The sequence below is a fragment of the Streptomyces sp. NPDC004126 genome, assembly GCF_050275515.1.
In the GTDB taxonomy this organism is placed as follows: Bacteria; Actinomycetota; Actinomycetes; order Streptomycetales; family Streptomycetaceae; genus Streptomyces.
Genome location: NZ_JBNNPF010000076.1, coordinates 1 through 20,864 on the forward strand (window position 1 = coordinate 1; position 20,864 = coordinate 20,864).

The following is a 20,864-nucleotide window of genomic DNA, read 5'->3' on the forward strand; positions in this document are numbered from 1 at the left end:
CGTTCCTTTTGGGGGTTTCCCGGCAGTCTTTCGGCATTCCGGGGCGGGACGGCCTGTCAAGGGTCGCCGAAGGCGATCGCGAAGCGACGCGACCGGAGGGAGCGCCCTTGACAGGGCGGCCCGACACGGAAGGACGATGGGACTGACGGGAAACCCCCAAACCCTCCCTGCTCCCGCCCAGGGGGATGTCGCCCAATAGCCCCCGCCCCGTCCCCGGAGGGGCGGGGCGGGGGCCGGCCGTCAGGCTCCGGCGGCTGCGGCCGCGTCGGCGGACTGGGCCTTCAGGGCGCGTTCCACGCCTGCGCGGGACTCCGAGACCAGGCGGCGCAGGGCGGCGTTCGGGTCGGCCGAGGCCAGCCACGCGTCCGTCGCGTCCAGGGTCGCCTGCGACACCTGGAGGGACGGGTACAGGCCCACCGCGATCTGCTGCGCGATCTCGTGGCTGCGGCTCTCCCAGATGTCCTTGACCACCGCGAAGTACTTCTCCGCGTACGGCGCGAGCAGCTCGCGCTGGTCGGTCTGGACGAAGCCGCCGATCACGGCCTCCTGCACCGCGTTCGGCAGGTCGGCGGACTCCACCACCGACGCCCAGGCCTCCGCCTTGGCCTCGGCCGTCGGCCGCGCGGCCCGCGCCGTCGCCGCGTGGCGCTCGCCGGCGGCCGTCGCGTCCCGCTCCAGCTCGGCGGCGATGGCCGCCTCGTCGGCGAGGCCCGTGGCCGCCAGGCGCTCCAGGAACGCCCAGCGCAGCTCCGTGTCCACGACCAGGCCCTCGATCTCGGCCGAGCCGTCGAGCAGCGCCGCCAGGTAGGTCAGCTGCCCCTCGGTACGGGCCGTCGCCGCGAAGGCGCGCGCCCACGCCAGCTGGTGGTCGCTGCCCGGCTGGGCGCCGCGCAGGTGCTCCAGCGTGGCCTCGGTCCAGACGGCCAGGCCCTGGTCCCGCCACGCCGGGTCGGCGTACAGGTCGACGGCCAGCTTCACCTGGCGGTGCAGGGACTGCACCACGCCGATGTCGGACTCCTTGCCGATGCCCGACAGGACCAGCGACAGGTAGTCGCGCGTGGCGAGCTCGCCGTCACGCGTCATGTCCCACGCCGAGGCCCAGCACAGCGCCCGCGGCAGCGACTCGGTGAAGTCGCCCAGGTGCGCGGTGACGTTCGCCAGCGAGACCTCGTCCAGCCGCACCTTCGCGTACGACAGGTCGTCGTCGTTGAGCAGCACGACCGCCGGACGGGCGCGCCCCGCCAGCTCCGGTACGGCCGTCAGGTCGCCGTCGATGTCCAGCTCGATCCGGTCCTTGCGGACGAGCTTGCCGCCCTCCAGGTCGTACAGGCCGACCGCGATGCGGTGCGGGCGCAGCACCGGCTCGCCCTTGGCGCCGGCCGGGAGCGCCGGGGCCTCCTGGCGGACGGCGAAGGAGGTGATGCGGCCCTCGGCGTCCGTCTCGATCTCGGGCCGCAGCACGTTGATGCCGGCCGTCTCCAGCCACGCCTTCGACCAGGCGGTCAGGTCGCGGCCGGAGGTCTCCTCCAGCGCGCCCAGCAGGTCCGACAGGCGCGTGTTGCCGAAGGCGTGCGCCTTGAAGTACGCCTGCACGCCCTTGAAGAAGGCGTCCATGCCCACGTACGCGACGAGCTGCTTGAGCACCGAGGCGCCCTTGGCGTACGTGATGCCGTCGAAGTTGACCAGGACGTCGTCCAGGTCGCGGATGTCGGCCATGATCGGGTGGGTGGACGGCAGCTGGTCCTGCCGGTAGGCCCAGGTCTTCATGGAGTTCGCGAACGTGGTCCACGCGTGCGGCCACTTCGAGCCCTCGGCGTAGGCCTGGCAGGCGATCGAGGTGTAGGTGGCGAACGACTCGTTCAGCCACAGGTCGTTCCACCACTCCATGGTGACGAGGTCGCCGAACCACATGTGGGCGAGCTCGTGCAGGATGGTCTCGGCGCGCACCTCGTACGCCGCGTCCGTCACCTTCGAGCGGAAGACGTACTGGTCGCGGATGGTGACCGCACCGGCGTTCTCCATCGCGCCCGCGTTGAACTCCGGCACGAAGAGCTGGTCGTACTTCGCGAAGGGGTAGTCGTAGGCGAACTTCTCCTGGAACCAGTCGAAGCCCTGCCGCGTGACGTCGAAGATCGCGTCGGCGTCGAGGAACTCGGCGAGCGAGGGGCGGCAGTAGATGCCGAGCGGCACGGACTGCCCGTCCGGGCCCTCGTACGAGCTGTGCACGGCGTGGTACGGGCCGACGATCAGCGCGGTGATGTACGAGGAGATCCGCGGGGTCGGCTCGAAGGCCCACACCCGGTCCTTGGGCTCCGGCGTCGGGGAGTTCGAGATGACCGTCCAGCCCTCGGGGGCCGTCACGGTGAACTGGAACGTCGCCTTCAGGTCGGGCTGCTCGAAGCTGGCGAAGACGCGCCGCGCGTCCGGCACCTCGAACTGGGTGTACAGGTACGCCTGCTGGTCGACCGGGTCGACGAAGCGGTGCAGGCCCTCGCCGGTGTTGGTGTAGGCGCAGTCCGCGACGACGCGGAGTTCGTTGGCCCCGGCGGCGAGGTGGTCCAGGGCGATCCGCGAGTCGCGGAAGACGGCGGCCACGTCCAGCGACTTGCCGTTCAGGACGACCTCGTGGACGGCCGGCGCGACCAGGTCGATGAAGGTCCCGGCGCCTGCCTCGGCCGACTGGAAGCGCACGGTGGTCACGGACGGGTAGGTGCCGCCCTCCTGCGCGCCGCTGAGATCGAGTTCGATCTCGTACGAGTCGACGGTGAGCAGCTTCGCCCGCTGCTGAGCCTCTTCACGGGTGAGATTCGTGCCAGGCACGCGTTCATCTCCTTTGATGGTGACGTTGCCCCGCCATCCTTCCACGCGGGCCGGGCTGCCGGGCGGGACTAACCCAGAGGCGAACACGAGGTCCGATTCCTGCCAGACCCGGCCGGGCCGCCCGCGCACCCTGGATCCATGACCACCACCACGACGGACACGACGCACACGACGTACGCGGCGTACACGGCCCTGCCCATCCCGCCCGCCGCCCTCACCGCCCTGCGGGCGCGGGACGACGCGGGCCGGCCCTGCCTGCCGTACGAGGATCCGGAGGGCGGCGCGCCGCTGCGCTGCTGTCTGCGCCGCAGCCGGCCGGGGGAGCGGATCGCCCTCGTCTCGTACGCCCCGCTGCGCCGCTGGGCGGCGGCCACGGGGGCCGATCCGGGTGCGTACGACGAGCAGGGCCCGGTCTTCGTGCACGGCGCCGAGTGCGGCGGACCCTCCGCGGGAGCCGGCCACCCCTTCGCGAACGCCGGGGCCCTGCGCACGGTGCGCCGCTACGACGCGGGCGGGCGCATCCTCGGCGGCCGCGTCCTCGCACTGCCCGGTGCCGGTGCCGGTGCCGGTGCCGAAGCCGGTGCCGAAGCCGGTGCCGAAGCCGGTTCCGAGGCCGTCGAGCAGGCGCTGGCGGAGGCCTTCGCCGACCCGCTCACCGCCCTCGTCCACGTCCGCGCGGCCGAGTACGGCTGCTTCCTCTTCGAGGTCCGCAGGCCCTGACACGCGGGAGGGGCGGTGCCGTACCGGCACCGCCCCTCCCGTCGAACCGGTGGCGTCAGCCGCGCAGCTCCTCCGCGACCAGCTCCGCGATCTGGACGGCGTTCAGCGCGGCGCCCTTGCGGAGGTTGTCGCTGGAGAGGAAGAGCGCGAGGCCGTTGTCGACGGTCTCGTCCACGCGGATGCGGCCCACGTACGAGGCGTCCTTGCCGGCGGCCTGGAGGGGGGTCGGGATCTCGGACAGCTCGACGCCCGGGGCGTCCCCCAGCAGCTCGTAGGCGCGCTCGACGCTGATCGGACGCTCGAAGCGGGCGTTGACCTGGAGCGAGTGGCCGGAGAAGACGGGGACGCGCACGCAGGTGCCGGAGACCTTGAGGCCGGGGATCTCCAGGATCTTGCGGGACTCGTTGCGGAGCTTCTGCTCCTCGTCGGTCTCGAAGGAGCCGTCGTCGACGATGGCGCCGGCCAGCGGCAGCACGTTGAAGGCGATGGAGCGCTTGTAGACGCCCGGCTCGGGGAACTCGACGGCCTCGCCGTCGTGGACCAGCTTGGTCGCGTCGGCGGCCACGGCCATGACCTGGCCGTCGAGCTCGGCGACGCCGGCCAGGCCGGAGCCGGAGACGGCCTGGTAGGTGGTGGCGATCAGGGCGGTGAGCCCCGCCTCGTCGTGCAGCGGGCGCAGCACGGGCATGGCGGCCATGGTGGTGCAGTTCGGGTTCGCGATGATGCCCTTGGGGCGGTTCTTGATCGCGTGCGGGTTGACCTCGGAGACCACGAGGGGGACCTCGGGGTCCTTGCGCCACGCGGAGGAGTTGTCGATCACGACGGCACCCTGGGAGGCGACCTTCTCGGCGAGGGCCTTGGAGGTGGCGCCGCCCGCGGAGAAGAGCACGATGTCCAGGCCGGAGTAGTCGGCCGTGGAGGCGTCCTCGATGGTGATCTCCTGGCCCTGCCAGTCGATGGTGGAGCCGGCGGAACGGGCCGAGGCGAACAGCCGCAGCTCGTCCACCGGGAACTTCCGTTCGGCGAGGATGCCGCGCATGACTCCGCCGACCTGTCCGGTGGCTCCGACGATTCCGACCCTCACGGTGACTCCTTTTGGTACGTGGACGCGGGCGCGCGTGAAGCCATCATGCGTTCGACCCCACGAGGCTTGTCCAATCCATTGTCCGAGGTGCGGACAGTGTCGGGTCCATGAACCCCGGTGACGAGTCCGTGACGGCCGTGTTTCAGCACCCCCGAAGGTCCGTTTTGCCTGGTCAGGGGCGGTTAGCTTCCGTTCAGCCGTGATCGTTATCCGGACGCGGCGCACCAGAAGCCGATACACCCGCACCCCGGGGGGACAGCACCATGCCGAACATCCACCGCCACCGCCGGTCCATACCGGCCCTCGCCGCCCTCGCGGCGGCCGCCGTCGCCGCTCCCGTGCTGCTGGCGGCCACCCCGGCCAGCGCCCATCCGCGCGAGGGGAAGCTGGCCCAGGAGCTGGTGGAGGAGGTCACCGCGCGCGGGGCCTACCGCCACCTGGCGAAGTTCCAGCAGATCGCCGACGCCAACGGCGGCAACCGGGCCGCGGGCACCCCCGGCCACGCCGCCTCGGCCGCCTACGTCCACGACATCCTGAAGAAGGCCGGGTACGACGTCTCGTACCAGGACTTCGACATCTACGAGGCGCACACGAAGACGGAGAAGACCACCGTCCTCGGCGACCAGCCGCGCGAGCTGGCCACGGCGGCCTTCACCTTCACCAAGTCCACCCCGGCCGGCGGCCTGGCCGCCCCGCTCGCCCTCGCGCGGGTCGACGAGACCCCGGGCTGCACCGCCGACGACTACGCCTCCGGCACCTTCACGGGGAAGATCGCACTGGTCAAGCGGGGTGCGTGCACCTTCGTGGAGAAGCAGCGGGCCGCCGCCGCGGCGGGCGCGGTCGGCGTGATCGTCTACAACCACAGCGGCACCACCCCGGTCCGCGGCGGGTTCTCCTCCCCGGCCGAGGGGGTCATCCCGAGCGCGGGCATCACCCTGGCCGACGGCGAGGCGCTGGCCGCGGCCGCCGCCAAGGGCGAGGTGAAGGTGCGCCTGGACCTGGACCAGGAGCACGTGAAGAAGACCACCCGCAACGTGATCGCCGAGACGCGCGGCGGCCGCGCCGACCGCGTGGTGGCGGTCGGCTCGCACCTGGACTCGGTCCCCGAGGGCCCCGGCATCAACGACAACGGCTCCGGCTCGGCCGGCCTCCTGGAGGTGGCCCTCAAGCTCGCCGACGAGGGCGCCAACAAGAAGAACAAGGGGCCCGCCAACAAGGTGCGCTTCGCCTGGTGGTCGGCGGAGGAGCTGGGCCTGCTGGGCTCCGAGCACTACGTGGCGCAGCTGTCCGAGAAGCAGAAGAAGGACATCGCGCTCTACCTGAACTTCGACATGATCGCCTCGCCGAACCCGGCGCAGTTCGTCTACGACGGCGACGACTCGGACAAGACCGGCGCGGGTGCCGGCCCGGCGGGCTCGGCGCAGATCGAGGCGCTGATCAACGGCTTCCTGGACAAGAAGGGCAAGCCGCACGAGGGCAGTGACTTCGACGGCCGCTCCGACTACGGCCCGTTCATCGAGAACGGCATCCCGGCGGGCGGCACCTTCACCGGCGCCGAGGGCATCAAGACCGCCGAGCAGGCCAAGCGCTACGGCGGCACGGCCGGGGCGGCGTACGACCCGAACTACCACGGGGCGGGCGACAACCTGAAGAACATCGACCTCAAGGCGTTCGACACCAACCTGGACGTCATCGCCCACGCGGTCGGCACGTACGCGGAGTCCCTGCGGACGCTGGGCAAGTAAGGGGGCGCGAGGGCACGAGGGGGGAAGCCGAGGGGGGAAGCCGAAGGGGCGGTGCTCGACCGAGCACCGCCCCTCCGTCATGCGTTCACGCGTTCACGCGTCCAGCGGGTCACGCCGTTACGGGATGACCTTGTCGATCTGCACGCTGCCGGTGCCGGCGGCGGTGCCGCGGGCGTTGAGCAGCTGGACCTGGCCGAAGAACTGACGGCCCTCGGGGGCCGCGCCCGTCACCAGGACGTTCGCCGAGACCTGCGCGGAGGCGCCGGTGGCGAGGTTGACCGCGGCGGCCTCGTCGACCTGGACGGAGCCCAGGGCGGCGGAGAAGAACACGTCGCGGTAGTCGTATGTGGTGGTGCCGGCCGGGATCGCGTAGCCGATCACCTTGATGGTGTAGGTACCGGCGGCGGGCTTGACCAGGCTGACGGACTCGTCGGAGTCGCCGTCGGCGGAGGAGCCGACCTTGACGCCGTCCTTGTAGACCTCGAGGTCGAGGTCGGCGGCGGTGTCCGAGGGCTTGTTGATCGCGACGTCGAGGCGGGCGGCGCCCTCACCGACGGTGACCTCGGTGGTCTTGGTCTCGCCGGCGGCGATGGTCGGCTTGTCGACCTTCGCGGAGCCGAGCGGGCCGCCGCGCAGCTTGCCGCCGGTGATGGCGGCGGCGTCGTTCTTCACGGTCCACTGGACCGGCGCCGGGGTGCCCTGCTTGACCTCGGGCAGGACCTTGACGGCCGGGTCGAAGCCCGCGCCGAGGACGGAGACGTCCAGCTTGAACGGGTTGTCGAGCAGCGGCGACGTACGGCGCGACTCGACCTCGATCTCCCAGACGCCCGGCTGCGGGTTCTCGTACGAGCGCAGGTCGGGGCGGCACTGGTTGGCCGGGTTGTCGTAGTTCGGGTAGCACTGGGTGGTCGCGCTGTCCTCGACGCCCGTGCCGTACGGGTGGATCGAGATGAAGCGCGTCTGGCTGCCCGCCGCGAGCCCGCCGAGGGCGACCTCAAGGGTCTTGGCGCCCTGCGGGACGGTCACGAAGTACGACTTGTGGCTGTTGCGCTGCACAGTGGACTTGTCCGACAGCGTGAAGGACGGCTTCGCCAGCGGGGTGGAGGCGACGACCGTGGCCAGGATCTGCTTGTCGACGCCCTCGGTGGTGGGGTCGTCGAGCTGCAGGATGCCGCTGTGGACGCCGGCCGACTTGACGTTGGCCTCGACCTTGATGGTGACCGGCTTGTTCAGCGGCAGGGTGACGTAGTCGTAGCCGCCACCACCGACGACCTTGAAGGTGCCGTCGTTGTTGCGCCAGCTGATGTTGTGCCGGGTGCCGTACTTGACGCCGGTGGTGCGGGTGACGACGACGTCGTAGACCTTCTTCTGGCCGACCTTCAGGCCGCCTTCGCGGTCGTAGAGGCCGGTGCCGAAGCCCGGGGTCTTCAGGAACTGGTCGAGCGCGGTGTCGACGGGGGCCTTGACCGTGAACTCGTTGGCCTTGGCGCCGCGCTGGATGGACTCCCACGCCTTGGGGATGTCGATGAGACCGGCGCCCTGTGCGTGGGCCGGAACGTCGTCGATCTTCTTGGCGGTGCTGGTCAGCGCCACGCGCAGGTTGGCCGGGGGCAGGGCGATCTTCGCCTGCTTGGCGGCCGAGATCAGCAGGGCGCTGGCGCCCGCGGCCTGCGGCGAGGACATCGAGGTGCCCTGGAGCATGCCGTAGCCGGCCGGGAGGTTGTAGCCGGCCTCCTTCACGGGCGCGCCGGGCAGCCAGGTCTGGATGGTGTTGATGGCCGCGCCGGGGGCGGTGATGGTCGGCGTGAACCCGCCGTCCTCACGCGGACCGCGCGAGGAGAAGGGGAACATGTTGTACTTCTTGGTCACGCCGGAGCCGTAGTTGGCGGCCCAGGTCTCCTTGGAGACCGCGGCACCCACGGAGATGACCTTGTCGGCGAGGCCGGGGTCGCCGATGGTGTTGACGCCCGGACCCTCGTTGCCCGCCGAGATGACGAGCTGGACGCCGTAGGTGTCGATGAGGTTCTTGTAGAGCTCGGAGCGGGCGTTGTTGCCGTCGTTGAGCGCCGGCAGGCCGCCGATCGACATGTTGACGATGTCGACGCCGCGGTTGACGACGAGGTCGATCATGCCCTCGGTCAGCGCGACGTTGGTGCAGCCGCCGGACCAGGAGCAGGCGCGGGAGGAGACGAGCTTCGCGCCCGGCGCCTGGCCGTTCATCTGGCCGCCGAACAGGCCGTTGGCCGCGGTGATGCCGGCGACGTGCGAGCCGTGCTCGGACTCGATGATGCCGATGTTGACGAAGTCGGCCTTCTTGCCGACCCAGTCGCCACCGAGCGGGTCCATCTTGACGTCCTTGCGGATCTCGATGGTGAAGGGGATCCGCTCCGCGACCTCGGTCGCCGGGTTGTCCGTGCCGAACCAGCCGATCTGGTAGCCGTCCTTGTACGGCTTCATCGGCTCGTTGTTGGTGAAGTCGCCGTCCTGGTCGGTGTCGACGCGGACGGTTCCGGCGGCCGCGTCGTAGAGCATGCCGAACCGGTCGGTGGTGTCCCCGTCCCGGTTGACGTCGCCCTTCATGTCGCCGTTGGCGGTGATCGACTCGCTGAAGCGGCTCCACTGGAAGTTGCCCTCGGGGGCCTTCCAGCTCTGGCCGCCGGCGGTGAAGGAGCCGCCCGTGGCGGTGACGGGGGTGATCTGGGCGCGCCAGGTCCCGTCGTTGTCCGTGATCGGGTCGGTCGCGGTCACCCAGTCGACGATCTTGCGCTCGCCGGTGGTGGTCTTCTGCAGCGCGGGGTGGCTGACGTCGACGCCCGAGTCCATGATGCCGATGGTCACGCCACGGCCGTCGGCCTGCGGGTTCTTCTTGACGAAGTCCACGGAGCCGGTCTCGAACGAGGGGTTGTACGGGTTCTTGGCCGGGGTGTTCTTGTCCGGCGCCGGGTAGGACTCGGCGGCGGTCTTCTTGGCCGAACCGTCCTTGCTCGCCTCGGGGCGCGGGTCCGGGAGCCGGATCTCGTGCCGCAGGTCCATGCCGTGCACGGACTCCAGCTTGGCGGCCGCCTTCAGCGCGGCCTCCGCCTTGTCGGTCGGCAGGGTGGCGCGTACGTAGCCGAGCTTGTCGTACGTCTGGCCGATCGAGGCGCCCTGGACGGCGTCCAGCTGGTCGGCGACCTGCTTGGTCTGGCCGGGGGCGGTCGCGACCATGACGGTGACGGTCGCGTCACCCTTGGCCTTGGCCTCCTGGAGCAGTTCGGCGTCGGCCGAACCGAGCTTCTGGTCCGCGGACTTGACCGGGGCGGTCGTCCACGGGTCGTCGCCGGCCGCCGCGAAGGCGGGCACCGCGCCGGTGGCGCAGAGGGCGGCCACCAGGCCCGCGGCCGCCGCGACGCGGGCCGCGCGCCTGGCGCCGGGTATGGCCCCGGTGGTGGAGCTGGGGGAGTCGAGGGTCATCAGCATCCCTGGCTAAGTGAAAGATACGGTCCGGAATTCGGTGCCGGATGACCGGTCAGCTTTGCCTAAGTGACAGCTGTTTGGGGAGTGTTGTCATTGACCGAGACCTGACATGGCGGGTTTCCGTCAGCGCGGAGTGCCCGCCAGTGAGGACATGCCGGGGCAAGCCGGGGCGACTTGTAGTGCCCGGTGAGTCTATTTATCGACTTTCCGACCGTCTTACGCGGAAGGATCGGCCTTCCGTCTCACGGCCGGTGTGACAGATTCCGACCGTTCAGCGCTCGCGCGTGCGCGCGTAGTGGCGCGAGGCCTTGGCGCGGTTGCCGCAGACGGCCATGGAGCACCAGCGCCGGGTGCCGTTGCGCGAGGTGTCGTGGAAGTGCAGGACGCAGGTCTCCGAGGCGCACTTGCGGATCCGGTCGGGAGCGGTGGCCAGCAGGCCGAGGTAGTCGCGGGCCGCCGTCCAGGCCGGGCCCCAGGAGGGGTCGGCGAACTCGGGGCGCTCGCCGGGGCCTTCGGCGGTGAGGGTGGCCCGGATCCGGCCGTGCTCCAGTACGGAGTCCACCAGGGAGCGCGCGCCCTCGTCCGCCGGGTCCGCGACCGCGCGGGCGATGGCCTCGCGCGCGGTCAGCAGGTGGACCAGGGTCGACTTGTCGGCGCGGAAGCGGTCGGCCAGGCCGGCGCTCTCCAGCCAGAGGCCCAGGCCCTCCAGGCGGCTCAGCCCGAAGGCCCCCGCGAAGAGGTCGGCGATCTCGCCCTCCAGCATCCAGCGCGTGTTCAGCAGGTCCAGGGAGACCGGTTCACCGGTCAGCGGACGGGGGTCCGTGGTCGGTGCCGTCATGTCCGCCTCCTCGCGTCGCTAACCCCTCAAGGGTACGTGACCGGTTGACGGGCTTCGATCTAACCTTTAATCTCGATGTAGAAGGTTAGGAAAGCTCGGACCTCGGGGAAGGGACCCTCATGTCGACCGCCATCACCAGCGCCACCAGCGCCGCCACCGCCACCGCCGGCACGCTCCGCACCGGGCACATCGGCCTCAACGTCACCGACCTGGACCGCTCGCTCGCCTTCTACCGCGACGCCCTCGGCTTCGCTCTGCTGGGCGAGGGCAAGGAGGAGGGCCGCAGGTTCGCCTTCCTCGGGCAGGACGGCGAACTCGTCCTGACCCTCTGGCAGCAGGCGGAGGGCCCGTACCGGCCGCAGGCCGCCGGACTGCACCACCTCGCGTTCTCGGCCGGCGCGATCGAGGAGGTCCGGGCGTACGAGGAGCGGCTGCGCGGCCTCGGCGTCGAGTTCGCCTACGAGGGCGTCGTCGCCCACCGCGAGGGCGCCGCCTCCGGGGGGATCTTCTTCCACGACCCGGACGGCACCCGTCTGGAAATCTCCGTGCCCACCGGCGCGCAGGGCGCTCCCGTCCCCACGGCGGATGCTCCGACCTGCGGCTTCTTCTAGGAACTCAAGGATTGGGGGACATCATGGGCCGGTACCACGAGGGCTCGCTGGCCGTGCAGGAACGGGTCGGCGTACGCGAGCTCGCCGAGCACGTCGGCCGCTCCATCGGCGCCGACATCCGCGACGTCGCGGCGGCCTTCCTCGCCCAGCAGCCCCACCTCGTCGTCGGAGCCGCCGACGGCGCGGGCCGGCTGTGGGCCTCGCTGCTCACCGGTGCGCCCGGTTTCGCACGGGCCACCGGGCCGGACCGCATCCGGGTCTCGGGGGGCCTTCCGGAGGGCGACCCGCTGGCCGGGGCGCTGGCCACCGCCGGCACCCGGGTCGGCACGATCTCCCTCGACCCGCGCACCCGGCGCCGGATGCGGCTCAACGGGACCCTCGCCGTGGCGCCCGGCGGTTTCGAGGTGGCGGCCGAGCAGGTGTTCTCCAACTGCCCCAAGTACCTGCAGAAGCGGCAGCCGCTGGAGCTGGTGGCCGACGGGCCCGGAGTGGTGCGGCGCGGGGATGCGCTCACCCCCGGCCACGAGCGGGCCGTCCGCGCCGCCGACACCTTCTTCGTCGCCACCACCGCCGAGGCGGACGGGGCCGATGCCAGCCACCGGGGCGGGATGCCCGGCTTCGTGGAGGTGCTCTCGCCGACGGAGCTGCGCTGGCCGGACTACGCGGGCAACGCGATGTTCCTGACCCTGGGCAACCTGGCCGCCGACGAGCGGGCCGGGCTGCTCTTCCCCGACTGGGAGGGCGGCGGGCTGCTCCAGCTGAGCGGGCGGGCCCGGACCGAGTTCGGCCCCGGCGGGAGCCGGGCCGTGCGCTTCCGGGTGGAGGCGGTGGTGGAGGGCCTGCATCCGGGGCGGCTGCGCTGGAGCGCCCCGGAGTACTCCCCGGCCAACCCGCCTCACCGGGGCAGTACGACCAGGTAGGCGGCGGGCTCGCGGTCGCCGGACGCCGTCAGGGCGGTCCGGACGACCGCCGCCTGCTGCTCGGGCCAGTCGCGCAGCTTGCGGGGGGTCAGGTAGAGGACGGTCACCCCGAGGCGCTCCAGGGTCTCCCGCTTGCGGACCGCCTCGGACCAGTCCTCGTCCTCGCCCTGGCGGGGGGCCCGGGTGTCGATCTCGATGGCGACGGCCTGCTCGGGCCAGTACGCGTCGACGCCGCCCAGGTGCGGGCCGCCGGGCAGGCGCAGGTCCACGTTCCAGACGGGCTCGGGGAGCTCGTAGCCGCGTACGAGCTGGTACAGCCGGTCCTCGGCGATGGCCCGGCCCTCCGCGAGGAGGGACTCGACGGCGTCGACCACGTGCGGACGGTTCAGCAGCCGGGCCACCGTCAGCTCCCGTACGACGGCGGCCGGTTCGCAGTGTCCGCCGCGCACGGCCTCGCTGAGGATGCGGCGCACCGTGCCGGCGTCGGAGACCTGTCCGACGGCGTCGGCGACGGCCCGCGCCACCGGGGCCACCGGCAGGCCGGTCACCTCCACGGGCCGGGGCGGGGTGTGGGCGCGGACGATGCGGACGTCGCCGGTGGAGCGCAGGCGGCGGGTGTTGGGCACCAGCACGTCGATGTGGGAGAGGTTGAGCAGGGCGGGGGTGGCGGAGAACCGGTAGAGCGCGAGGGCGGCCAGCCCGGTGATCATGACCTCGCCGCTGCCGCGCCGGCCGGCGTACAGCAGGGCGGCGTGCAGCCGCTCCTCGCTGGTCGCGGGGCCGGAGTGGAGCAGGAACACCCCGGGCAGCACCTGCTGCCAGGGCCGCCCGGCGGCCTCGGAGGCGCTGACGCCGTGCTCGCGCAGCTGCGCGAGGGTCAGCACGCGGGGGCGGCTGGCGGTGAGGTGGGCGAGGGGGAGGGGTGCGTTCTGGTTCATGACGCGGTGATTCCCTCAGGCCATGGCCTTGCTAACCCCTGTTACACGCCCGTCGACAAATCCGGACAAGCCGGGGCTAAAGTACGGGCGTTCGAGTGCCGAAAAGGCCCGCTGAGTCCGACCATCCTACGAACTCACGGGCCGTGCGGCACCACGGCGGCGGGGTGCGGGCGCCGGCCCGCACCCCGCCGGGCGGCGGATCAGCCCGCGGCCGCGTCGCAGGCCTGGCCGCGCAGCGCGCGGGCCAGGTCGTCGCGGGACTCCAGCACCAGCCGGCGCAGCGCGGGGGCCGCGTCCGGGCGGGCGGCGAGCCACGCGTCGGTGGCGTCGACCGTGGCCCGCGCGTCCTGGAGCATCGGGTAGAGCCCCTTCACCACGTCGATGCCGATCTGGATCGAGCGCTGCGCCCAGACCCGCTCGATCACCTCGAAGTAGCGCCCCGTGTAGCCGGCCAGCAGCTCGCGCTGCGAGCCCTGCTGCATCCCGGAGATGGTGGCCTCCACCAGAGCGTTCGACAGCGCGTCCGACTCGACCACCGCCGCCCACGCCTGGTCCTTGACCGCCGCCGACGGCCGGGCGGCCAGGCACCGCACCTGGTGCCGCTTGCCCGAAGCCGTGTCGTCCCGGGTCAGTTCGGCCTCCACCGCCGCCTCGTCCAGGGCGCCGTGCGCCACCAGCGGCAGCAGGAAGTCCCAGCGCAGCTCCTGGTCGACCTCCAGCCCGTCGATCCGCGCGGTGCCGTCCAGCAGGCCCAGCAGCAGCTGGAAGTCGCCCTCCGTCGCCGCGCTCGCCGCGAAGAACCGGGCCCAGGTCAGCTGGTGCTCGGAGCCCGGCTCGGCCAGCCGCAGCTCGTGCAGCGCGCCCGCGGCCAGGTCCCGCCCGGTCTGCTCGCGCCGGTTCGCCGGGGTGTAGTGGGTGACCGCGCTCAGCGCCTGCGCGTGCAGCTGCTGGAGCACGCCGACGTCGGTCTCCCGGCCCGCGTGCGCCAGGACCAGCGAGACGAAGTCCCGCGCGGGCATGAGCGCGTCCCGCGTCAGGTTCCACAGCGCCGACCAGCACAGCGCCCGGGCGAGGGGGTCCGTCAGGTCGCCCAGGTGCCCGCGCAGCGTGGCCAGCGAGGCCTCGTCGAAGCGGATCTTGCAGTACGTGAGGTCCTCGTCGTTGACCAGCACCAGGTCCGGCCGCTCCAGCCCGGCAAGCTCCGCGACCGCCGTCCGGCCGCCCGCCACGTCCGCCTCGGCCCGCGCGTAGCGCGCCAGCGACCCGTCGGCCTCCAGCCGGTACAGGCCCACCGCGACCCGGTGCGGGCGCAGCTCGTCGCCCTCCTGGACCACCGCCAGCTCCGTCAGCCGCCCGGCCGCGTCGGAGGTCACCACCGGCGTCAGCGCGTTCACGCCGGCCGTCTGGAGCCAGGCCCGCGACCACTCGGCCATGTCCCGCCCGGAGACCTCCCCGAGCACCGACAGCAGGTCGTCCAGGGTGGTGTTCCCGTACGCGTGCGCCTTGAAGTAGCGCCGCGCGCCGTCCAGGAACGCCTCCCGGCCCACGTACGCGACGAGCTGCTTGAGCACCGCGGCGCCCTTGGCGTACGTGATGCCGTCGAAGTTCAGCTTCGCGTCCTCCAGGTCACGGATGTCGGCCGTGATCGGGTGCGTGGACGGCAGCTGGTCGGCCCGGTACGCCCACGCCTTGCGGCTGTTGGCGAAGGTGACCCAGGCCTGGTCGAAGCGGGTGGCCTCGACGAGTCCGAAGGAGCCCATGAAGTCCGCGAAGGACTCCTTCAGCCACAGGTCGTCCCACCACTTCATGGTGACCAGGTCGCCGAACCACATGTGCGCCATCTCGTGCAGGATGACGTTCGCGCGCCGCTCGTAGGAGGCCTGCGTGACCTTCCCGCGGAAGATGTACTCCTCGCGGAAGGTGACCATCCCCGGGTTCTCCATGGCGCCGAGGTTGTACTCGGGCACGAAGGCCTGGTCGTACTTCCCGAAGGGGTACGGGTAGTCGAAGATCTCGTGGAAGAGGTCGAAGCCCTGCTTGGTGACGAGGAACACGTCGTCGGCGTCGAAGTGCTTGGCCAGCCCCTTGCGGCACATCGCGCCGAGCGGGATGGTCAGGTCCCCGCGGGTGTAGGTGTCCGTGACGTAGTGGTAGGGGCCGGCCACCACGCAGGTGATGTACGTGGAGATGGGCGCGGTCTCGGCGAAGCGCCGGGTCTGCCCCTCGCGGGACTCCTCCGCGCCGTTGCTCCAGACCTGCCAGCCCTCGGGCGCGGTGACCTCGAAGCGGTAGGGCGCCTTCAGGTCGGGCTGCTCGAAGTTGGCGTACACGCGGCGGGCGTCCGCCGGCTCGTACTGGGTGTAGAGGTAGACCTCGCCGTCCTCCGGGTCCACGAAGCGGTGCATGCCCTCGCCGGTCCGGCTGTAGGCGCAGTTCGCGTCGACGACCAGTACGTTCTCCGAGTCCAGGCCCTCCAGCGCGATCCGCGCCCCGTCGAAGACCGAGGCCGGGTCCAGCGCGCGCCCGTTCAGGGTGACGGAGTTCACGGAGGGGGCGAGCAGGTCGGCGAAGGAGGACGCGCCGGGGACGGCGGCCCGGAAGCGCACGGTGGTCACCGAGCGGAAGGTGCGGGGCCCTTCGGCCGGTTCGGCCTCGTCCACTGCTGACCTCAGGTCGAGGACCACCTCGTACCCGTCGACGGACAGCAGCTCGGCCCGCTCGCGGGCCTCGTCGCGGGACAGGTTCTCTCCGGGCACGTTGCACTCCTTCGTGCGTGATCGCGGTCTTCGCTGGAATCCTCCCACGGGGAATGCGCGCGATCCCGGCCTGGTTGGCGGATAAGAACATGACCCGTGACGCCTTATGTGACTTGAGGAGAGCCATGACCGACACCCAGGTGCGCGAGAAGACGCCGGTCGACTTCTGGTTCGACCCGCTCTGCCCCTGGGCCTGGATGACGTCCCGCTGGATGCTGGAGGTCGAGAAGGTCCGCGACGTGGAAGTCCGCTGGCACGTGATGAGCCTCGCCGTGCTCAACGAGAACAAGCTCGACGAGCTGCCGGAGCGCTACCGCGAGCTGCTCGGCCCCAAGGGCTGGGCCCCGGTGCGGGTGGTCGTCGCCGCCCAGCAGAAGTTCGGCGAGGAGGTCACCGGCAAGCTGTACACCGCCCTCGGCACCAAGATCCACAACGAGGACCGCGGCGCGACCCGCGAGGTCATCGCCGACGCCCTGGCGGAGGTCGGCCTGCCGGCCGAGCTGCTCGCCTACGCCGACTCCGACGAGTACGACCAGGTGCTGCGCGACTCCCACAACGACGGCATCGAGCGCGTCGGCCAGGAGGTCGGCACCCCGGTGATCTCCGTGCCCGGCGCCGACGGCGACGAGGTGGCCTTCTTCGGCCCGGTGGTCACGCCCGCCCCGCGCGGCGAGGCCGCCGCCCGCCTGTGGGACGGCACCCTGCTGGTCGCCTCGACCCCCGGCTTCTACGAGATCAAGCGGACCCGCACCCAGGGTCCCTCCTTCGAGTAGTCCGGACCCGGCCGGCCCGGCCCCGTACGCACAGAAGACCCCCGTGAGTCACGTCCTCACGGGGGTCTTCTGCTGGACACGCCCGCCGGTGAAGGTTGAGAAGACGATCACGAGGCGGACGGGTTCGGGTGTGCGATCAGCCCTTGACGGGGATCAGCAGCGGGGTGTTCGCCTTGGCGTCGGCGTAGCGCTTGGCCACGTCCTGCCAGTTGACGACGTTCCACATGGCCTCGATGAAGTCCACCTTCTGGTTCTTGTACTGGAGGTAGAAGGCGTGCTCCCAGGCGTCGAAGACCAGGATCGGCGTGCTGGCGACGCCCACGTTGCCCTGGTGGTCGTAGACCTGCTCGACGAGGAGCCGGCCGCTGACGGGCTCGTACGCGAGGACGCCCCAGCCGGAGCCCTGCGTCGCGGAGGACGCGAAGGTCAGCTGCTTCTTGAACTTGGCGAAGGAGCCGAAGGACTCGGTGATCGCGTCCGCCAGGTCGCCGACGCCGTCGGCCGCGGTCGGCTCGCCGCCGCCCTCACCGGTCTTCGGGCTGGCCATGTTGTTCCAGTAGATGCTGTGCAGGATGTGGCCGGAGAGGTGGAACGCGAGGTTCTTCTCCAGGCCGTTGAGGACGCCCCAGTTCTCCTTGTCGCGCGCCTCCTCCAGCTGCTCCAGCGTGGTGTTGGCGCCCGTGACGTAGGCCGCGTGGTGCTTGTCGTGGTGCAGCTCGATGATCTGCGGGTTGATCACCGGCTCCAGGGCGGCGTAGTCGTACGGAAGCTCAGGAAGCGTGTAGATGGCCATGCGTGTATCCGGTCCCCTCGGCGTGCCAATCGCTTATTGCAATTAATGCGCAACTGCACGCTAGCAGTATCTATTCCGGGTCACACGTAAGGGTCACCTCTGTACGACAGAGAGGCGGACCCCGCGTCGCACACGGGATCCGCCTCTCGGGGGAAGGGCTTGTCGGGCCGTCAGCCGCGCGCCGCCCGGCGCTGCATCGCGTATCCGGTCGCCGCCAGGGCGGCCGTCAGCCCGCCGGTGAAGACCACCTGCGTCCGGGTGTCCTCGCCCAGGGCCATCAGCACCAGCACGCCGGCGACGCCCGCGAGCGCCACCCAGGTCAGGTACGGGAAGCCCCACATCTTCACGACCAGCTTCCCGGGGGCCTCGCGCTCCAGGCGCCGGCGCAGCACGAACTGCGAGACGGCGATGAAGCCCCAGACGATGAGGATGACCCCGCCGACCATGTTCAGCAGCCAGGCGAACAGGGTGTCCGGGTACCAGTAGGACAGCAGGACGGTGACGAACCCGAAGCCCGCGGAGGCCAGCACCGCGCGGCGCGGCACCCCGCCGGAGACCTTGCCCAGCGCCTTCGGGCCCTGGCCGCGGGCGACCAGGGAGTAGGCCATGCGCGAGGAGCCGTAGATGTTGGCGTTCATCGCGGACAGCAGGGCGATCAGGATCACCACGTTCATGATCTGGCCGGCGGCCGGGATGCCCAGGTGGTCCAGGGTGGCCGCGTACGGGCCGTGCTCGGTGACGGCCGGGTCGTTCCAGGGCAGCAGGGTGACGATCACCAGCATCGAGCCGACGTAGACGACCGCGATCCGCCACATGGTCGTCCGCACGGCCTTGGCCACGCCCCTGACCGGGTCCTCGGACTCGGCGGCCGCGATGGTCACCGTCTCCAGGCCGCCGTACGCGACGACCGAGGCGAGCAGGCCGACGAGCAGGCCGTCGACGCCGTTGGGCAGGAAGCCGCCGTCGTGCAGCAGGTTGCCGGCGCCGGGGGAGGAGGTGCCGGGCAGCAGGCCGAGGACCGCGAGCACGCCCAGGCCCAGGAAGAGCCCGATGGCGCCGATCTTGAGGGCGGCGAACCAGAACTCGAACTCGCCGAAGCGCGCGACCGCGCCCAGGTTGGCGACGGTGAAGACCACCATGAGCACCAGCACCCACATCCACGACGGGGTGCCGGGGAACCAGCCCGCCAGGATGTGCGCCGCGCCGATCGCCTCGATGGCGACGCCCACCACCAGCAGGGTCCAGAACATCCAGCCCGCGGTGAAGCCGGCCCAGGGTCCGATGGCCCGCTCGGCGTGCACCGAGAAGGAGCCGGAGGCCGGATTGGCGGCGGACATCTCGCCGAGCATCCGCATCACGAACATCACGAGCAGCCCGGACACGGCGTACGCCAGCACGATCGAGGGACCGGCGGCCGCGATGCCGGCGCCGGAGCCGACGAAGAGGCCGGCGCCGATGACCCCGCCGAGGGCGATCATCGAGAGGTGGCGCTGCTTGAGGCCGTTGCCGAGGGGGGCATCGGCCTGCGCGGGCGCGGGGCGGTCGGTGCCCCGCTGCTCGGGAGGTGCGGTGGTGGTGCTCTGACTCATGGGGCCAGTCTGCCGATCGTCCGTTTATCGGACGTCGGACGTCCATTATGCGGACACCGCTCTCACCGGACGTGACCGCCCGCCCCGGAAAGCGGAACAGGCCCGGGACCGAAGTCCCGGGCCTGCGCCGCGTCTGCCGGACGGTCGGGACCGCCGGCCGGTCAGGACCGCCGGTCCTGGAGCTCCCGGTACCACGCCACCAGCAGCACGGCGGCCGCCGCACCCGAGGACCACAGCAGCTGCGGGCGCGCCGAGTCGTCGAACAGCATCAGCACCAGCACCGCCGCCATCCCCGCCAGCGCCGCCCACGTCAGGTACGGGAACGCCCACATCGGCAGCGTCAGCCGCTCCGGCATGTCCCGCTCCAGCCGGGGCCGCAGCCGCAGCTGCGAGACCGCGATCAGCGCCCACACGAACAGCAGCACCGCGCCGACCGCGTTGAGCATGTAGAGGAACACCGTGTCCGGCCACAGCAGGTTCAGCACCACCGACACGAAGCCGAACGCCACCGACGCGAGCACCGCCCGCGTCGGCACCCCGCTGCCCGACACCTTCAGCAGCGACTTCGGCGCCTCGCCCCGCTCGGCCAGCGAGAACACCATGCGCGAGGAGCCGTACAGGTTGGCGTTCAGCGCCGACAGCAGCGCCACGAACACCACGATGTTCATGATCTGGCCGGCCGCCGGGATCCCGATGGAGTCCAGGACGGCCACGTACGGGCTCTCACCCGGCTTCAGCGAGTCCCACGGCAGCAGGGTCACGATGACCAGCATCGAGCCGACGTAGAAGAAGAGGATGCGCCACACCGCGCTGCGCACCGCGCGCGAGACGGACTTGGCCGGGTCGTCCGACTCGGCGGCCGCGATGGTGACGACCTCCAGTCCGCCGAAGGCGAAGACCACCGCGAGCATGCCGGCGATGACCCCGCCGATCCCGGCCGGGAAGAAGCCGCCCCGCCCGGTCAGGTTGGCCATCCCCACCGGCTCGGTGTCGGGGAGCAGGCCGAAGATCGCCAGGGTGCCCAGGATCAGGAACAGCACGATCGCGCCGACCTTCAGGGCGGCGAACCAGAACTCGAACTCGCCGAAGTTCCGGACGGCGGCCAGGTTGCTGAGGGTGAACACCACCATGAAGATCAGCACCCACAGCCACTGGTCGACTGCGGGCACCCAGCCGTGGGCGATGTTCGCGGCGCCGGTCGCCTCCACGGCGAGCACCACGACCAGCAGGAACCAGTACAGCCAGCCGGCCGAGAAGCCGGCCCAGCGCCCGAGGGCCTTCTCCGCGTAGACGGAGAAGGAGCCGGAGGCGGGCATCGCGGCGGACATCTCTCCGAGCATCCGCATCACCAGCATGGCGAGCACGCCGGCCAGCAGGTACGAGCAGATGATCGCGGGGCCGGCGATCCCGATGCCGGCGCCGGAGCCGACGAACAGGCCGGCGCCGATCACGCCGCCGAGGCCCAGCATGGTCAGGTGCCGCTGCTTGAGGCTGTGGCTCAGGGGTTCCGGGGGCAGCTCGCTCCCGGTGACGGACAGGTCTTCGCGCATGAGCAGATTCGTACTCTCGGTAGGCAAGCGACGCAGGATATCCGGGGGGATTGGCGGGAACCTACAGTCTCGCTGGAGTGGACCCCGGGGAGCAAAAAGGATGTGTCGTCGAATGTGGCCCGTGATCGGGATCACTTCAACTCAGGTGTAGGGCGGCACCTTTGTGCGGTCTCCACCAAACCGGACAGTATGGCTTTGTCCCGGTCGGTAGTGGGGGCGGCCGTGCGGCGACGGCTAACGTCGCGGTGTCCTGCCCGATCACCCACCCCCC

The 20,864-nt window shown here is 71.3% G+C and carries 14 protein-coding genes; 5 read left to right on the plus strand and 9 right to left on the minus strand.

Going from position 1 to position 20,864, the window contains the following annotated elements:
- Nucleotides 1–240 precede the first annotated feature (240 nt).
- A complete protein-coding gene (gene pepN / locus ACQKM2_RS37690; protein WP_427717917.1) occupies nt 241–2,820 on the minus strand; it encodes an aminopeptidase N in 2,580 nt (859 codons plus the stop codon).
- Between the two features lie 138 nt (nt 2,821–2,958).
- On the opposite strand from pepN (ACQKM2_RS37690), the gene ACQKM2_RS37695 reads away from it, so the two are divergent.
- The gene (locus ACQKM2_RS37695; protein ID WP_427717919.1) at nt 2,959–3,540 is read left to right on the plus strand and encodes a DUF1203 domain-containing protein; all 582 of its coding nucleotides are present in this window, start codon (nt 2,959–2,961) and stop codon (nt 3,538–3,540) included.
- Between the two features lie 55 nt (nt 3,541–3,595).
- Here the strand turns inward: ACQKM2_RS37695 and ACQKM2_RS37700 are convergent, their stop codons facing one another.
- On the minus strand, nt 3,596–4,624 hold the full coding sequence (locus ACQKM2_RS37700) for an aspartate-semialdehyde dehydrogenase (protein ID WP_427717922.1): 1,029 nt from the start codon (nt 4,622–4,624) through the stop codon (nt 3,596–3,598).
- Between the two features lie 263 nt (nt 4,625–4,887).
- On the opposite strand from ACQKM2_RS37700, the gene ACQKM2_RS37705 reads away from it, so the two are divergent.
- Nucleotides 4,888–6,369: a M28 family metallopeptidase gene (locus ACQKM2_RS37705; protein WP_427717925.1), complete on the plus strand. Its 1,482-nt coding sequence runs from the start codon at nt 4,888–4,890 to the stop codon at nt 6,367–6,369.
- A 117-nt stretch (nt 6,370–6,486) separates the two neighbouring features.
- Here ACQKM2_RS37705 and ACQKM2_RS37710 read toward each other — a convergent pair whose 3' ends face one another.
- Both ACQKM2_RS37710 and ACQKM2_RS37715 read right to left on the minus strand, forming a co-directional pair.
- A complete protein-coding gene (locus ACQKM2_RS37710) occupies nt 6,487–9,822 on the minus strand; it encodes a S8 family serine peptidase (protein ID WP_427717928.1) in 3,336 nt (1,111 codons plus the stop codon).
- Between the two features lie 274 nt (nt 9,823–10,096).
- The gene (locus ACQKM2_RS37715) at nt 10,097–10,663 is read right to left on the minus strand and encodes a CGNR zinc finger domain-containing protein (protein WP_427717930.1); all 567 of its coding nucleotides are present in this window, start codon (nt 10,661–10,663) and stop codon (nt 10,097–10,099) included.
- Nucleotides 10,664–10,782: 119 nt separating this feature from the next.
- On the opposite strand from ACQKM2_RS37715, the gene ACQKM2_RS37720 reads away from it, so the two are divergent.
- Both ACQKM2_RS37720 and ACQKM2_RS37725 read left to right on the plus strand, forming a co-directional pair.
- Nucleotides 10,783–11,274 (plus strand): VOC family protein, encoded by a 492-nt coding sequence (locus ACQKM2_RS37720; RefSeq protein WP_427717932.1) that lies wholly within the window; start codon nt 10,783–10,785, stop codon nt 11,272–11,274.
- Nucleotides 11,275–11,297: 23 nt separating this feature from the next.
- Entirely contained in the window at nt 11,298–12,194 is an 897-nt protein-coding gene (locus tag ACQKM2_RS37725) for a pyridoxamine 5'-phosphate oxidase family protein (RefSeq protein WP_427717935.1), read from the plus strand.
- On the opposite strand, the gene ACQKM2_RS37730 is transcribed toward ACQKM2_RS37725, so the two are convergent.
- Together ACQKM2_RS37730 and pepN (ACQKM2_RS37735) are read right to left on the minus strand one after the other, a co-directional pair.
- Nucleotides 12,170–13,132, minus strand: a complete 963-nt coding sequence (locus tag ACQKM2_RS37730; protein WP_427717937.1) for a hypothetical protein — start codon at nt 13,130–13,132, stop codon at nt 12,170–12,172. The two genes, ACQKM2_RS37725 and ACQKM2_RS37730, sit on opposite strands and share 25 nt — an antisense overlap.
- 200 nt (nt 13,133–13,332) lie before the next feature.
- Nucleotides 13,333–15,888, minus strand: coding sequence for an aminopeptidase N (gene pepN, locus ACQKM2_RS37735; RefSeq protein WP_427717938.1), 2,556 nt, complete (start codon nt 15,886–15,888; stop codon nt 13,333–13,335).
- A 125-nt stretch (nt 15,889–16,013) separates the two neighbouring features.
- Between pepN (ACQKM2_RS37735) and ACQKM2_RS37740 the strand changes: the two genes are divergently transcribed.
- Nucleotides 16,014–16,661, plus strand: a complete 648-nt coding sequence (locus ACQKM2_RS37740; protein ID WP_427717941.1) for a DsbA family protein — start codon at nt 16,014–16,016, stop codon at nt 16,659–16,661.
- A gap of 136 nt (nt 16,662–16,797) precedes the next feature.
- Here ACQKM2_RS37740 and ACQKM2_RS37745 read toward each other — a convergent pair whose 3' ends face one another.
- From ACQKM2_RS37745 to ACQKM2_RS37755, 3 genes are all read right to left on the minus strand, one after another.
- Nucleotides 16,798–17,454 (minus strand): superoxide dismutase, encoded by a 657-nt coding sequence (locus ACQKM2_RS37745; protein WP_427717943.1) that lies wholly within the window; start codon nt 17,452–17,454, stop codon nt 16,798–16,800.
- A gap of 170 nt (nt 17,455–17,624) precedes the next feature.
- The gene (locus ACQKM2_RS37750; protein ID WP_427717946.1) at nt 17,625–19,043 is read right to left on the minus strand and encodes an amino acid permease; all 1,419 of its coding nucleotides are present in this window, start codon (nt 19,041–19,043) and stop codon (nt 17,625–17,627) included.
- Between the two features lie 161 nt (nt 19,044–19,204).
- Nucleotides 19,205–20,593, minus strand: a complete 1,389-nt coding sequence (locus tag ACQKM2_RS37755) for an amino acid permease (protein WP_427717968.1) — start codon at nt 20,591–20,593, stop codon at nt 19,205–19,207.
- Nucleotides 20,594–20,864 lie beyond the last annotated feature (271 nt).